This is a genomic window from Thermococcus litoralis DSM 5473, assembly GCF_000246985.2.
GTDB classification, from domain to species: Archaea; Methanobacteriota_B; Thermococci; order Thermococcales; family Thermococcaceae; genus Thermococcus_A; species Thermococcus_A litoralis.
In genome coordinates, this window is record NC_022084.1 from 123,163 (window position 1) to 138,032 (window position 14,870).

Sequence of the window (14,870 nt, forward strand, 5' to 3'; positions counted from 1 at the left end):
CAATATTCGCACTGCTGGTTACACTCACAATCTATTCCGATACAGAAACCCGTTGGAATAAATACGGCGATACACTTAGGTATGCAAACTCCTGGGCAATATAGACTGCAATCATCTCCGCAAAGACTCGATCCTCCATAACAGGTACATGAGAGGTTTCCAGTAATTCCTTCTCCTGAACCTTTTTCTATGATCTCAAACTCCACCTCAATCACCCCAACAAGTTTTTCACCTATATTTTTTGTTGAAACAATAAATAAGTTTTACTGCAACTGATTTATAAACTCTTGAAACTTTTTTATAAATAGCATGAAACCATAATTAAAGAAAAAAAGAGCAATGCTTATAAGTAATTTCATTGATTTTTAATAATGAGTAGTGAGCAGTGATGAACGTTAATGCAGTAAACAGAAACGTTAAAGTCATCACTCGATTATAATCTCTATTCCTTTAACGTTATCTTTTTTATTTTCATTTACCATCCATTCGTTTGGGTCGAGGATTATCTTTAGGGGCTTATCATTTAGTTCAAAACTTACCTTTGCTTCCCCTCTAATCCAGACTTTTTTAACGAGCTTTTCTTTTGGAGTTATTACCTCAACCTCAAGGGGCATTGTAAAATTACTCTTATCGACAATTTCAAAGGTCAATGAATATTTACTGTTTTTCTGCGTTACAGTTAGGTTTTTTACTTCATAATCAGGAACCTTAGCAGTATAAAACCATTCTTTGAAAAACCAGTCTAAGTCTTGTCCGCTAACTTTCTCGAAAACATTTTGAACATCAGTTAAATTGCACTCTTTACCATGACACTCTCTCAAAAGCTCTCTTAAACCTTCAAAGAAAGTCTCATTACCAAGAACAAACTGCAGAGAACGAAAAACAAAAGCACCCTTATAATATTCAACACCAAGTCTCACTTGCGGGTCAAGTATTCCATCTTGGTAAACTTGGGCAAGAGGCATTCCGTAACGTTTGAAATTCCTTACTGCTCGATCTTCTCTTTCTTTCAAGTTTTCACCAGTAAGTTCACTCACATCAAATTCCATGAGTGTGGCGAGGCTTTCATCGAGCCGACCAAAGTGGACATAACTCCCAAACCATAGGTGGGCAAGCTCATGAGCAATTGTTGGTAAAATGTCCTCATTTCTCAAAAATCCATGATGTGCACGAAACCCGACGATTATAATGCCTTTCCCGAAATATTCAAACTCTTCTCCAAAGATAATGTCCGGATTAAAAAATACATTGATTTCTTGATAAGGAAGTATACTTAAGCGATCTACATAGTGCCAGACTATTTGTGCTGTGATATTTGCGAGTTCTTGAGCATTCAAGTAATTATTCTTTGGGCTGTAAATGATTAATTTAATATTTCTAATAGTAATTTTGGTTTTCTGAAAAAGGTTTTGATTGTAAATGTAAATAAACCGGTAATTTGTTGGATTAGGTTTAACATTTTTGAACATCACCACTAATTTTTCATCTTTATGCCATACTCTAGGTAAATAATAATCAGAGAGCACGATATAGTTTGAAGGTAAAATGAGGGTGAGATTATATATTTCTGGAATCGGGTTATAGAGGGAATTTGAGTTAACGAGAATTCCTACAGATGATATTGGAAGAAGCCATTCAGTTGAGAAAACTATTGTTGAAGGATATGTCTCAGGATAATAAATTGGAGAAAATTTCACAAAATCCCCAAGTATGTATTTAGTAAAAGAGGAGTTTATTGTTGTTTCATACTCTAGTGTTCCATGTATTGGAATGCCTTTTGGATATGTTACATTCAAAAGTATTACTTGAGCATAATACTGAGGTAGTGAATAGCGAGAGAGTTTCGATATGTTTACTTGTACTCCTTCAACCACCATACTCAATCTACCAAAATTTGGAGACTTTATGTAGAGTACAGTATAATTTCCAGATCTATTCGTGATTATAAAATCCCACCTCACTTTTAAGTGATGATTGAGGGTAATTACAGTTATGTTTGCAATAACAGAATAATTCGTCAGAAAATAGGGAAAAGCTCCATATATACTTTTTTCTTCGACTTTTGAAGGATACTCAATGTAGAGTTGCAATTTCTCTTGTTTTGATGATGGGACCGGGTTATTACTCCATAGAATATATCCCACGGAAAGCACAAGAAAAGAGATAAGGAATACAGCAAGTGCTTTTCTTTTCATCAGCATTCCCCCTCACTAAACAGTAGTTTTATTATCACTAATATACTCTCCTGCACTATTTAACTCAAGTGAATTTCTTGTTTTGAGTCATAGTGTAAAGGTATAAATTCAAAATATGTTTGAGGTATTTGTCATGTCCATTTAAGCATCATTTTTGAGTATCTTCACACTAATTTACCCATTCCTCCTAAATACAAAACTAGTTCATTAGTGTTATCTACATGGATTAATTTTGCAATATAATCGTCGTAAAAACCACCAATAGAACATACTCCTAAGTTAAGCATAGATGCGATGAGATAAAAATTTTGCATAATATGGCCAGCTTCAAGGAGTAAATATCTATATCCTCTGTCTCCATACTTCAACCTTATTTTAGAGTAATCCCCTGTAATTATTAATATTAAACCAGCAGTTCTAATCCATTCTTGATTACCAAGAACCTTAACCAACGTATCTAAAAATTCATTTTTTTGTGAAATTTGATACTCTTCAATTTTAATTAATTCATGTGTAAGAGGATCATAATAATAAGATCCAAAAGGTAAGTCATCTACATTGAGCGATATCAAGTATACATGACAAGAATTTAGCCCTCCTGCAGTTGGAAAGGATCTATGATAAATGGAGTGATTTTCTTCATCTTGTATTAAAACAACGCCACTTGAGAGTTTAAGAAGTACAGAAAGTTCATTCAACTTAATTGGTTCATATGAAAATGTTCTGATAGATCTGCGAGTTACAATAGCCCGTACTAAATCATAAGAGAAGCTGGTTACATCAATTCTAGGTAGTTTTATTCTTGTTCTATCTACATACTGTTTAGATGGAAATAAAAATTCATCAATGTTTACTGTTCTGTAAAACTTTTGTATTCTCTCACTTGTTTCTTTGGCATTAGAGGGGTTTATACTTGTGTTCTTGTGAAATAATAACCCCAGATCTAATATGGTAGATTTTTTACGATTTTTTGTTACCTTCACAAAATAATGAACCATTCAGCATCACCTTATGGATATGGATGAGGAATACACCTTAGCTCTTCATAAGAATGACCTGAAAAGTTATACAATCGCTTATCACCCAAATACTGAATGTGACCCGCCAGGATACTTAGCAGTGGGGGGATTATTACCTTAACCACATGAATACCTGTTTTCCTGAGAATTTCCGGAGTGATATCAACTACGATTAAGTCCAGCACTTTGTTTTTTAAAAGTCTTATAAGCATGTTAAGATGCCTCTCTGCGGAGTCGAAGGAATAAACTGCTGAGGCTAATATTAGTGACTGTAATGAAAGTTCTTCATTACTATTTATAAAATCGATAAAATGGATGTACATTTTCGGATCTAAATATAAGGCTACGTGATCAGTAAAATTTTCTAATTGTTGTTTTGGACTTGGTTGTGTTAGTAGTTTCCATAGATATGTATGAAATGCCTCAGTTATTGCTTTTTTTAAACCATTAATTGGATTAATGTTAGAAGAAAGACCAGTAACAACGCTCTTTCTATTATTTTTTCCAATTATTATTGATGCCATAAATGTAGGTATATTAAGATCATTTTCCATATATGTGATTATTACCTCTATATCTTTTTTATTTTTGATAAAATCTATAAAGTCCTTAATGTCTTTATTGTCTACTTTTAGTTTGGTTGATCTAAGGTTCCCATACCAATATATTCTAGCAGTATCTCTCTCAATAACCTCATATATACCATTAATGATAGCCTGAGTTAAATTACTATGCGCAGCACTCCCAGTTGTTACAGAGGGACTAATTAAATTCTCTCCCCTTTCGGGAATATAGGGAGTAAATACAAAAGATGCAGGAACATAAACTTCCTCGTTTGTAATTAATGATTTCCCTGGCATCCACTTTATCAAACTATCTTCACAAAATTTAGAATATGGAAAGTCTTTTTGCTGATATTGCCTTTTATGAAACAATTGTATACTATGTGGGCTGAGCGCATTAAGTCCCATTTTATCTAAATCCCTATAAGTAGCAAAGATCATTTTATCTCTAGCTATAAACTGGTAATACATCCCAATAAAACGTTCTGTATATTCTCCAAATGCACGGAGAACAGCTTCTCGTTCAGTTATCCCGACTCCAGAACCACTAAAAGGATAGTCCCAGCAAGATCCCAATAGTCTTTTGACATACTTCTTATCTCCTATAACAGTGGCTAAAAAGAGATTTATATCCGTATGATAAGGCTCAAAGATAATAACTTTCTCGACTGGAAGGGGATAATTAGACAATTCAAAAACTTCAATATTGCTAACATGACAATTTATCCTCATTTAAACCACCTCCCCTCACAGACATTACATTTTGGATCCTTTAAAATAGGGATATACCTAATCGTGAGGGTAGGGAGCACCTCAACCAAAATTATTTTATTAAATAATGGAGTTCCTAAACTACCAATTGCTTTACAAACTTCAAGAACTGTAAGAGCTCCTATAATTTTATCTAGAGGAAATATATAACCAGAAGAACCATAATTATTTATAGCTTTTATTTTATCTTCCATAAAAGTTCCAAAAAATCTCCATGTTAAGTAACAGTTGAAACATGAAGTATCTGGAGGATAAATAAGAGGACCGATGTACCCCCTTGACCCCTCTATCCAGGCGTACATGTAAGGAGTGCTAATTTTATACAAGAGATCGTTAAGCTCGCTAAGTAATTTTATATTAAAATGTTCTGAATTTACTATTATAATATCAAAATCACTATCATTTAGATAATTGCTAATGTTTATAGTATCTGGTAAATTTTGCACCTCTATTTCAGGAAAGATAGAAGTTAGTTTTTTTCTTAGATAATCTGCCTTCTTCATACCTATTGCATCTTTAGTGTAAATATCACTTATTTCGGTTGGAGAAATAAAAGTTCTATCAAACAAAATAACTGAACCTACACCAACATTACACAAGTTATATGCAATATTAGCCCCCAACTTGCCGAGACCTACTATCAAGACCTTGCTCTTCTTTAGATGTTTCTGGTAGTCTGTATATCCTAGACTTTTGAGAAAACATATATGATCATGCATTCTAATTAGCTCCTCAAGAGACAATTCGGGCAATAGTCTATCTTTGTTTTCATATATTAAAATGCCCTGCTTAAACATATAGTTAACAACTTCCTTAATAATGTTTTTATTATCTGGAAACTCTGTTTCTAGGGACTCTTGTAAGTCTGCAATTGAATAGATTTCATTATTATCTAAAATTTCTTTAATTTTATTAAAAATAGTTCTAATATTTTTACCATATAATCTAATTAATTTCCCATTAACATCTCTAAATATAAGTTCATTTGGAGCAGAGAAAATCAAATTAATACCACAGTTAAACCATATACGTGCATTCTTCCTTTTTGAATTTGCCATCTCTACCACCTCTTAAATCAACTTATCCTCTATTCTGACTTCTTTCAATCTTTTAAGTGACCACACACTTATGAGCTGAAGCACTGTTATATAAAACAGGGAAGTTACTAACAGAAATTCTACAGAAAAGGATAAAATCCCCGAGTAGCCATATATAAGAAGGCTAAGGATACTGTTTAACGGAGAAAGGAATACTAGTAAAGAAACATCAAGTGACGTATTAACTTGAAGATATCCAAGAAGAAATGTGAGGGATATTAGGAAGTAGGCTAAATACTCAATTAAATGTGCTTTTTTAAGAAGGGTTGCTATTGCCTGAAGTGAAAATGAAAGTGAAAAATAAAATAGGCCTGCTAGCATGGTAAATAGAACCAGCATTAGCAATTTTTTAGGAAATATAATATTTTTTGAAACATATGAATACCCAACTATCGTTGCAAATAGTATTATAAGAGCGTATATTCCAAAGATAACCATCGCTCCCAATGTGCTCTCAAAGTAATATCTGTTTATTGATAGTTTTGAATGCCTGTGAAGGTATATAATCGCTGATGAGCTAAAATAAATCATCTGCGCTAGTGTCCCACTTACTATGCTAAAAGAAATCAGAATTGCCAAACCATACCAGCGACTGGCATGGTTTAAAACTTTTAGACTATAATGTGCAGAATCCGATATAGATAACATGTTTGGTATCAAGGACAGCAAAATAAGGAACAATCCAAAGAAGATTAGACCTCTGCTTCTAAACATGCTTATAATAAAGTACTTTAGATACTTAGTCATTCTAGCATCACCCTATATATTTCATCTATACTGGCATAATCTGAAATCTTTTGTCCTATCGGTCTCCTAGTTAAAATAACATTTTTCTTATCTCCCTGAATCCTAAGAACTATATCTGACTCACCCTCTTCAATATCCGAAAATGTTACATAGCAATTAACAAGGTCAGATGCACTCCTAATCGGTCCATATAAGTGACCATTAAATAGGAAATATACTTTAAAAGTGCTAAATTTACTCAGAATATCCAGTCGATGGGTTGTCATGATGATAGATGATTTCAGAGAGTTTAGGATTTCAACTGTTTTATTTGTCCGCCAAGGATCGAGACCCTCAAAAGGTTCATCGAGCAATATTAGTTTAGAATCTGTGAAAAACGCTAAGAGATTCGTTAAGCATTTTTTCTCACCGCTGGATAAATTGTAAAATTTCTTTTCAAGAATATGCTCTAGTTTCATTTCTTTTATAAAATTAAGAATTTGCTGAGAGGGTATTTCCTTTAAATCACAATAAAGATCAATTAATTCTGATACCTTTATAGAATACACTAATTTGTAAACAGATTCTAGATTTGTAGAGACTTTCTTTTCTCCAACTACCTTCTCGTAAGGCTTTCCACAGATTTGAATTTTGCCACTTTTAATAGGGATCAATCCCAGTAGTGACTTTAATAGTGTAGTTTTTCCAGCCCCATTAGTTCCCAATATAATAGCTTTTTCTCCACTATTTAAAGCAAAAGATATGCCCTTTAAAACTTTCACATTATCGTATTCAACATTTAGATCTTTAACCACTAACATTTTGGCCACCCAAAAATCAAAAAATTTAAAAAAATTAATTAAAAATCTAAGGATTGGGTTTAGTTGAGAAGATTTTCCAATTGTCCCCTCCACCTCCGCAACAACAGCAAGCTATTATTATGATCGGGTCGTCATCATCTAGTGGTTCTAAAATAGGCCCTTCTTCATACTCCTCAAATATCTCAAATTTAAATCCTTCCACCATCTACTTTCACCCCTCAACAAGTTTTTCATCTACATTTTTAGTGAAACGATAAATAAGTTTTACTGCAACTTATTTATAAAATCCTTGAAACTTTTTTATAAATGTCATGAAACCGTAATTAAAGAAAAAGAGCAATAGTTATAAGTAACTTCATCAAAGGAACTAAGGGAGCAAAATGATTGAGTCAGTTAACTTGACTAAGTTTTATCCCCCTCCAATAAAATCGCTCTTTGACCTGAAGAGTTTGAGAGACTTTCTTGGAAAACCCAGAGAGAAAATCCCAGCTTTGATTGATTTAAATTTCAGAGTTAGAGAGGGTGAGGTTTTTGGTCTTTTGGGCCCTAATGGTGCTGGAAAGACAACTTTTTGTAAGATTGCCAATGCCCTCGTAATCCCCACGAGGGGGAATCTTTATATTAACGGGTACGATTCGGTAAAGGAGCATGATAAAATCAAGGGCAAAATTTTCACGATTTTTGGTGGTGAGAGGGATTTATTCGGGCTCTTTCAATGGCGTGTAAGCGTGGAGAAGAACTTGAGATTTATTGCAGAACTCTGGGGAATTCCCAAAGTTGAAGCTGAAAAAAGGATTAACTATGCTTTGGAACTTTTAAATCTCAAAGATAAGAAAAACGAGTGGTATCAAAAACTCTCTGCTGGGATGAGGCAAAAGGTTTACCTAGCCTTATCTTTGATAATTCAGCCTGAAGTTCTCATTTTAGATGAGCCAACGGTTTATTTGGATGTGTTCACTAAGAGGGAAATATGGGATGTTATTTTAGAACTCTCCAAGGAATTCGGGACAACAATAATACTAACAACACACAACTTGAACGAGGCTGAAGCTCTATGTGATAGGGTTCTCTTTTTCAATAAGCGGAAAATCGCCGAAGGCAAACCAAAAGAACTCATCGAAAAATTCCAAGCTTTAAAAGCGGAGAGAAAACTTCTAATTAAAGTTACGGGAGATGTTAAAACTAAGGATTTTGACGGAATCGCAGAAAGGATTAACGTTTATATCCAAAACGGTTTAACTTACTTGGAACTCTACATTAAACGAAATAATCTGAAGGACATTTTCTCTGTTCTAACAAATTATAATGTCGTTGATATTCAAAACGAGACAGTAACCCTCGAAGACGTATTTACCTATATATGCTCATTTGATTCCTGTGTTAACTCAAAAGTTGAGGAGAAAAGCTAAGAAAAGACTAACCAATTTGTAAAATCATCTGAGCTGGATCCCTTATAGCTGGTCCAAGTCCAAGTATGTAAACTGCCAAATACCAAAAACTCCTCTCCTCCTCGTCGGGCACCAAATATTTTAGACCATAGTAAACCGCTACAAGGATAACCACTATCCATGGGTAGTACACAAAAGCTCCGAACTTCTGAACGAGAATGTTCTCAATCCAGTGAACTTCCCGATAGCCGTAGTAGTGGATAGCCACAACTGTGGATCCTATGTCAAAGATATGGGCGAAAACAGGGAACAAATAGAGCTTTTCAAAAGGTCTGAATTTGTAATAGACTAAAATTGGCAGGAGAAATATTAGTGTGTAGAATATCGTCAGCTCGTATGGCTTCCAGCTTTTGACGTTTGTGATCAAGAGATAGTTGGCATACAAAGCCAAAATCGTTCCCCATGCTACCGTAATTTTTGGGTACATTTTTAACCTTGAGTCCACGAGAATAGCGGGTAAAATCAACAAGAATGCCGTGAAAAATATTCCCGGAGTCAAAATAAGGGGATGAGGCTTCAAAACTCCTCCATCGACAAGGGCTCTAACGGTTGCACCGAACACAACCATCGGAGTAACGGCATAGAAAAGCTTTTCATCAACCTTTATCCTAAGAGGCTGTATTATCCATCTGTACGTGTAAATAATTGCTAATCCTAGAATTACTGCATAAACAAGGGTGTTGTATGGATTGTAGCCCTCTCTTGTGTACATAGGTCTTATAAAATACTCCCATATAAACTTCTCTACTGATTCCATCTCACATCCCCAGAAGGCTTTTCTTTGCTTCCTTAAAGCTTTTTCTCATTCAAAATGAAAAGTTTAAATAAAAATGAAAGCTAATAATTTCCGAGGTGATTGCAATGCCTATGCTTCCGTTTGTTCCTGGACTTATGGCAGCCATGGGACTCATGGCAGTGCTGGTGATCTTAATATCCCTGATAATTGGAGGATTTTTCCTGATGCTCGGAGCGAAGTTTGCAGGGATAGAGGAAGCAACTCTCGGAAAGTCCATGATAGCTGTCGTTGGTGGTGGAATCCTAGCTCTGCTTATAGGCTGGATACCGGTCATAGGATGGATATTAGGGATAATAGCATACATCTGGGTCATAAAAACGGTCTTCAATACAGACTGGATAAAAGCAACAATAGCATGGCTAATGACAATTATTGTAGAGATACTAGTGGTGTTTGTTTTTGCATTAATCTTGGGTATAGGTGCCGCTCTCTTTTGATTTTAAATTAAAAAAGAAGAGAAAAATCAGTTGTTTTCTCTTTTTCTATATTCATATGCTATGTTGCCGTCAATTATCGTATAAACGTCCTCTTCGCCATCCTTGTAATGAAGGATTGGCTTGTCCAAGAGGTCAAAGGTTTTCTTTAGGTCTTCTTTTGTGGCCAGAATTGCCCTTTTCTCCACATGAATTGGGGCTCCCTCCGTTATGTAGGGGGATAAGTCCTTAAATTCGTTCTTGGGCCTTTGGGCTCTTATCGTGTAAACCCCACCCAATAGGGGAGTTAAGAACAGTAGAGCTAATATAGGAGCCACTTTCTTTGCAGTATCTGCGTAGAAAGGCAAGCCGATAATTCTCACTACTGTTTTCTTCGCTCCTTTTTCTATCACCGTTTTCTGCATGCTTTCTTTTTCGTTGGTGAAGTAGTAAAGGCCAGCGCTTGAATCCCTAACTAAAGATGAACTGTGCTCAAAGCTTTCAGTTATCTTCCTTCCATAAACATTCCCTTCAACATTAACCCTAGTAACAAACGTTATCTTTCGGTTTAACCTCTTCAAGCCGAGCTGCTCTACTATTTCACTTGTCCTGTTTGCGAGTTTGGTCAGATTAAGCTCGTACTGTACAGCAAATTTGCCATCCTTCAGCTCCCCAGACTTTTCGAAGAGCTTCTCTTCCCACAGAACTACTTCCTCACTACCTCTGTTCACTGTATATTGAACTATTCCCTGAGTGTTGTAAGTTCCCCTTATTGAGGTCATTGGAGTAAAGCGATAGCTATATGTCACTACAAAGCTCTCTACTAGGGGAATGGGGTATTCTTCCCTACTGAGCCTTTCTCCATAAAGCGTGTTGTTTTTTAACAAAGCCACGTGAATTAGCTCTCCCTCTTGAGTGTATTTGCCAACTGTCTGCTGAGTGGTTACAACAGAGCTAACTCCCATCAGCTTTATTGAATAGAATCCAAAAAACAAGAAGAGAACAAGCGACACTGCAAGGACTTCTCTTCTAGTTACCATGTCTTTCAGTTTTTCTTTTATATTATCTCTATCCATACAAATTTCCTCCCAATAAATCAACCTCTCCCATGAGATTCTCCATTCCCATTATTTTCATTCGTTGTGTTGCTACTTCCGGTATTGTCGTTGTCATCTTCACAACCAATGTTAGCCTCTACTGTGAGCTTGTTGCTAACTATTCCATACCCAACTATCTCTGCACCTTCGTTTAGGTCGTAGGTGTCACAACTTGTAAACGCATAGAATTTCCCTGAAGGACTTAATCTCGTCGCTATTGTCACATTTAGGTGTGTGCTCTCTCCTGCCCCTAGTTCAACGCTCCATTCAAGTTTTGTTGCTGCTTGTCCACCCCCCGCTGGAGCATACGTAGCATTCCCTGCACTTTCCGACACAGAGAGTACATCAAATTCCGCCGGTATTGTATCTTTTATGGTCAAGTTCCTCGGCGTCCCTGAATTGTTAACCTCTATCTGGAACACCCATTCTTGATAAGTCTTTAATGGAATGTTAGTTGTGTTGCCGCTCAAGAGGATCTTCCTTATCTTCGGTCCGCTCAGGATTATCACCTTTATCGGGCAAGTCTCTACCACAGCATCTCCGCCCTCCCAAGTGGCATAGAGGGTTATGGGGGCTTCATAAGTTCCTGGATCTGCGTTTCCAACACTAATGTTGCCCGAGAAGGTGTAGTATTCCTGGGAATTAACTGGTCTTGTTACGCCGTCTTCGCTCTCTATCCACATATCCACTCCACTTGGAAAGTTAGAGTAATCCGGATCCAGCCAGATATCAACCGTTTCGAGTTCGTTTAAGTAGTTGCCAACGGTTAGTGCATCAAAAGTAAGTTCGCTGTTTTGGTCAACTATTACCGTTGCTGCATAGCCATCATAACACATGAAGCTCAGATACTCTTCATCGTGATCGACAACCGCAACTTTTACCTCTCTCTGCATTAAAGTAGACAAAAGTCCCGCTTGAACCAATGACTATCAGTGATGAGAGAAGCAACAAAAGTATAACTGGGATAAGTTTTCTCATCTTCCAAACACCTCCATCTTGATTTGCCTTAATAAGCTCGATCTTCTATTTCTGATTTTCAACACGTCTTCATTCCCGATTCCTGAAATGAGGTAAAGAACTCCCAGAAAAACTGAAGTCTCAAGGAGGATTGCAAAAACAGGCAACACTGGATTTGCTCTATATAGAAAGCCTATAAGCGATTTAGGCAGCAGTGGGATGTAGGCGTTTACCCTAACCTTATCCGTGAATAAAGAGGTCTCTTCGGGCGCGTTTATTGTAACTTTAACCTTCTCTTCCTCTTGAGGCCCTAATTCAAGCTGAGTTTTTGATAGGCTTGAAATTCCTCCAGTCTGAGGCTCAAGGTAGTAGATCATTGGATAGAAGTTCCCGTTTTTGATTGTGATTTCTCTCTCAAATGTGGAACCCGGCAAAACCCAGCCTTCCCTCTGCCCCCCCGCGGATGTTACTGCGTACTCTATTGGAAACACCTGCCATGAAACGAAAATCGATGCCGAGAGCATTATTAAGAGAAAGGCTGAAGTTAAGATGTAAAGCGTTTTAAACTTAACTTTAATGAACTTTGCCCTCTTTCTTTTGTGCTTTGATTCCCCGGTAAAGGCAAGAGCACCAGCGATTATCATCAAAGCAGCGAGGAGCATTTTACTTCTTCCCGAGATTCCCCTCTGAATGTATGTGCCCAATTGAGGGATTTTTAACGGTGAATTGCCGAGAGTGATGACTTTCCCCGCTATTTTATCTTTTGAAACCGGCTCTGCTCTTCCTCCTTGCTGGTCGGTTGCAACGTTGTTGTCGCCTTTGGTAATGTAGCCTTCTTCAACAATCGCCACAACTCTATGCACAGTCCAGCCACCCCTCAGGTTAAAGACAATTATATCTCCCACATCGGCGCTCCTTGAAATTGGATTTATGAAGAACAAATCCCCCCTATTCAAGGTAGGGGTCATGCTATCGGAGGAAACATAAGACATGAAAACAGGCCTATCAAGAAGAGCCCCAACGATAGACCCGACAACAAACACGGAAACCGCGAGAATCAGGAAATATTCAAGGAGCTTCTTCATCCGCAAGAACCTCCAAATGCCTGTATTGTAATGTTTTGGTCATAATACCCCAAGGATAAGCCGGTGGTATCAAAGCGCATTCCAACTTGAACACTCTGGTTTGCAGGGACTTCAAACTCTATACTTTGACTCCAAGTGCCTGTGTAGGGGCTCACAAAAAGGCCAACAACTTGTGTTGGCGAGCTTATGGTCACACATATAACAGACTCTCCAGTCTCGCTCTGATTGTTGTATATCTCAAAAACATTGTTGAAGACGTAAACAGTATCGGGTGAGAGACCTTCCCCAAAGCCCGAGTAGAGGGGACTCTGATTGCTGATGTCAATCTTCAAGTGACCATTGCTTAGATAAGCGTAAGGTGGGAGGGGATTTTCTATAGAAATTGAAACGTTATCATCAACAGCAAGAACAACGGGGATTGGTTTCACAACAAAAACTCCCCAAGCAAAAAACGTTATGACTAATATGATCGGTAGAACAGTAAATTTGATGATTTTTCTCACTTTTCTCTCCCCCTAAAATTTAGATAAAAGGAGCAAAGGCTCCAAGATGGAAAGGGTAATCAATCTTCGCATTCACCATTGTCTGCTGTAAATTGAAGGTCTCCGTTAATGCCTTGTCCCTCTACCAAGCCGCTACTATCAAGTACCATCCCAACTTTTACGGCTTCTCCGTGAGGTACTGTAAATTGCAAACTTGTTTGTCCTGCACCTTCAACATAGTCACCTGTAAAGAACAATATTCCTCCATCTCCAGAGTACGTGACCTTCACACAGATATCTACGTCTTCCCAAAGGTGGTTGCTAACTTCAAAGACTTCTTCGAAGACATAAATGCTGTCTGGGCTTACACCAGTCCCATATTCCATCTCAGCCCAAGTTGCGTTGTAATTCGGGTTTGCAATATGGCCCGGCCAGTTGGTGTTTGTATCTGATAGTTGTAGAACCATTTCACCGTTACTGTTAATATAGGCATAAGGTTGTAAAGGCTTCAAGTCTATAAGCTCATTATCATCTGGAACTACGGTGACAGTAACATTTCTTGTGGCCTCAAAGTAAGCAAAATTTGCGCTACTTGCACTGACCGCTATGACTATTCCTGCAATCAAAATTAAGATTCCTAGTATTTTTTTCATTGTGGTGCACCTCCTATGTTAGGGCATTGGAAGTCTTCTTCAGGCCATGCGTACACGGTTATAGTGGAGTTGTACATTCCTAGAGCTCCTCCAGCAAACTCCATTGAAATACCGAGCTCAGTTCCAGGCTCTAACACAAAGCATATGTCGGTTATTGCCTCATCTGATTCAGTTGGGGTTTCTCCAGTAGTTGTACCATACACCAACCCGTCTGGGTGGAAGAACGCTACACTATCACTGCTTGAGATTATTCTTATGGTAATGTTCTTGTTCTCCCAAAGATGGTTGCTCGCGTAGAAAACGTGGTCAAAGTTGTAGTTTGAGCCAACACTGATGCCAATTCCCATTTCCTCTGTCCAATCAGGGTCGTAATAGTCTGAATCTGGGTTTCCCGGCCAGTTTGGATTGTCTTTTGATATGTCAATTACTAGCTTGCCATCGTCATCGATGTATGCATACGGCTGCCCTGGGCGTAGGTCAATAAGCTCGTTGTCATCTGCTACTACGCTAATATGAGTACTTCTTGTAACCTCGAAGTCTCTGAACGTTGCACTAGTGCCGAGGGCCATTGCGAAGGCCAATAAAAGGCCTAACATTCCAAGTGCTAAAACTTTCTTCAAATCTTTCGCCTCCAATTTTTTCGAAGGGTGCCCCATTGACATGGGGCACTCAGTGTTTTCTTACCTCTTTGAGTATATAGTTAATTCCGACTTACCATCGGGTAATCTGTCGTTACTTTATAAACTC

The 14,870-nt window shown here is 37.4% G+C and carries 16 protein-coding genes; 2 read left to right on the forward strand and 14 right to left on the reverse strand.

Annotated elements, in window-relative coordinates:
* Window positions 1-425: 425 nt before the first annotated feature.
* From OCC_RS00650 to OCC_RS12500, 7 genes are all read right to left on the reverse strand, one after another.
* Window positions 426-2,195 carry a M1 family aminopeptidase gene (locus tag OCC_RS00650; RefSeq protein ID WP_004068683.1) on the reverse strand — a complete coding sequence of 590 codons (1,770 nt, stop codon included), beginning with the start codon at window positions 2,193-2,195 and terminating at the stop codon, window positions 426-428.
* Window positions 2,196-2,359: 164 nt separating this feature from the next.
* Window positions 2,360-3,193 carry a SagB/ThcOx family dehydrogenase gene (locus OCC_RS00655; protein ID WP_004068677.1) on the reverse strand — a complete coding sequence of 278 codons (834 nt, stop codon included), beginning with the start codon at window positions 3,191-3,193 and terminating at the stop codon, window positions 2,360-2,362.
* A gap of 11 nt (window positions 3,194-3,204) precedes the next feature.
* Window positions 3,205-4,509 (reverse strand): YcaO-like family protein, encoded by a 1,305-nt coding sequence (locus tag OCC_RS00660; RefSeq protein WP_004068676.1) that lies wholly within the window; start codon window positions 4,507-4,509, stop codon window positions 3,205-3,207.
* Window positions 4,506-5,606 (reverse strand): ThiF family adenylyltransferase, encoded by a 1,101-nt coding sequence (locus tag OCC_RS00665; RefSeq protein WP_004068674.1) that lies wholly within the window; start codon window positions 5,604-5,606, stop codon window positions 4,506-4,508. Before OCC_RS00665 ends, OCC_RS00660 begins: the two co-directional genes overlap by 4 nt.
* A gap of 12 nt (window positions 5,607-5,618) precedes the next feature.
* Window positions 5,619-6,224 carry a hypothetical protein gene (locus tag OCC_RS00670; RefSeq protein ID WP_223208989.1) on the reverse strand — a complete coding sequence of 202 codons (606 nt, stop codon included), beginning with the start codon at window positions 6,222-6,224 and terminating at the stop codon, window positions 5,619-5,621.
* Window positions 6,225-6,388: 164 nt separating this feature from the next.
* On the reverse strand, window positions 6,389-7,192 hold the full coding sequence (locus tag OCC_RS00675; protein ID WP_004068668.1) for an ATP-binding cassette domain-containing protein: 804 nt from the start codon (window positions 7,190-7,192) through the stop codon (window positions 6,389-6,391).
* A gap of 46 nt (window positions 7,193-7,238) precedes the next feature.
* Window positions 7,239-7,397, reverse strand: coding sequence for a hypothetical protein (locus OCC_RS12500; protein ID WP_020953572.1), 159 nt, complete (start codon window positions 7,395-7,397; stop codon window positions 7,239-7,241).
* A 175-nt stretch (window positions 7,398-7,572) separates the two neighbouring features.
* Here OCC_RS12500 and OCC_RS00680 point away from each other — a divergent pair, with 175 nt between their 5' ends.
* The gene (locus OCC_RS00680) at window positions 7,573-8,601 is read left to right on the forward strand and encodes an ABC transporter ATP-binding protein (protein ID WP_004068661.1); all 1,029 of its coding nucleotides are present in this window, start codon (window positions 7,573-7,575) and stop codon (window positions 8,599-8,601) included.
* A gap of 7 nt (window positions 8,602-8,608) precedes the next feature.
* Here OCC_RS00680 and OCC_RS00685 read toward each other — a convergent pair whose 3' ends face one another.
* The gene (locus OCC_RS00685; RefSeq protein WP_004068659.1) at window positions 8,609-9,397 is read right to left on the reverse strand and encodes a DUF63 family protein; all 789 of its coding nucleotides are present in this window, start codon (window positions 9,395-9,397) and stop codon (window positions 8,609-8,611) included.
* Between the two features lie 104 nt (window positions 9,398-9,501).
* On the opposite strand from OCC_RS00685, the gene OCC_RS00690 reads away from it, so the two are divergent.
* Window positions 9,502-9,873, forward strand: coding sequence for a hypothetical protein (locus tag OCC_RS00690; RefSeq protein ID WP_004068657.1), 372 nt, complete (start codon window positions 9,502-9,504; stop codon window positions 9,871-9,873).
* A 26-nt stretch (window positions 9,874-9,899) separates the two neighbouring features.
* On the opposite strand, the gene OCC_RS00695 is transcribed toward OCC_RS00690, so the two are convergent.
* From OCC_RS00695 to OCC_RS00720, 6 genes are read right to left on the reverse strand one after another with little or no spacing between them, the layout of a single operon-like run.
* Entirely contained in the window at window positions 9,900-10,925 is a 1,026-nt protein-coding gene (locus OCC_RS00695) for a DUF5305 family protein (protein WP_004068654.1), read from the reverse strand.
* Between the two features lie 20 nt (window positions 10,926-10,945).
* Window positions 10,946-11,869: a hypothetical protein gene (locus OCC_RS00700; protein ID WP_193789270.1), complete on the reverse strand. Its 924-nt coding sequence runs from the start codon at window positions 11,867-11,869 to the stop codon at window positions 10,946-10,948.
* A gap of 51 nt (window positions 11,870-11,920) precedes the next feature.
* Window positions 11,921-12,988: a signal peptidase I gene (locus tag OCC_RS00705; RefSeq protein ID WP_004068652.1), complete on the reverse strand. Its 1,068-nt coding sequence runs from the start codon at window positions 12,986-12,988 to the stop codon at window positions 11,921-11,923.
* Window positions 12,985-13,491, reverse strand: coding sequence for a DUF1102 domain-containing protein (locus OCC_RS00710; protein ID WP_004068651.1), 507 nt, complete (start codon window positions 13,489-13,491; stop codon window positions 12,985-12,987). Before OCC_RS00710 ends, OCC_RS00705 begins: the two co-directional genes overlap by 4 nt.
* Window positions 13,492-13,550: 59 nt before the next feature.
* Complete coding sequence (locus tag OCC_RS00715) at window positions 13,551-14,123, reverse strand: DUF1102 domain-containing protein (protein ID WP_004068650.1); 573 nt, start codon at window positions 14,121-14,123, stop codon at window positions 13,551-13,553.
* Window positions 14,120-14,743, reverse strand: a complete 624-nt coding sequence (locus OCC_RS00720) for a DUF1102 domain-containing protein (RefSeq protein ID WP_148290373.1) — start codon at window positions 14,741-14,743, stop codon at window positions 14,120-14,122. The genes OCC_RS00715 and OCC_RS00720 overlap by 4 nt, the downstream gene beginning before the upstream one ends.
* Between the last annotated feature and the right edge of the window lie 127 nt (window positions 14,744-14,870).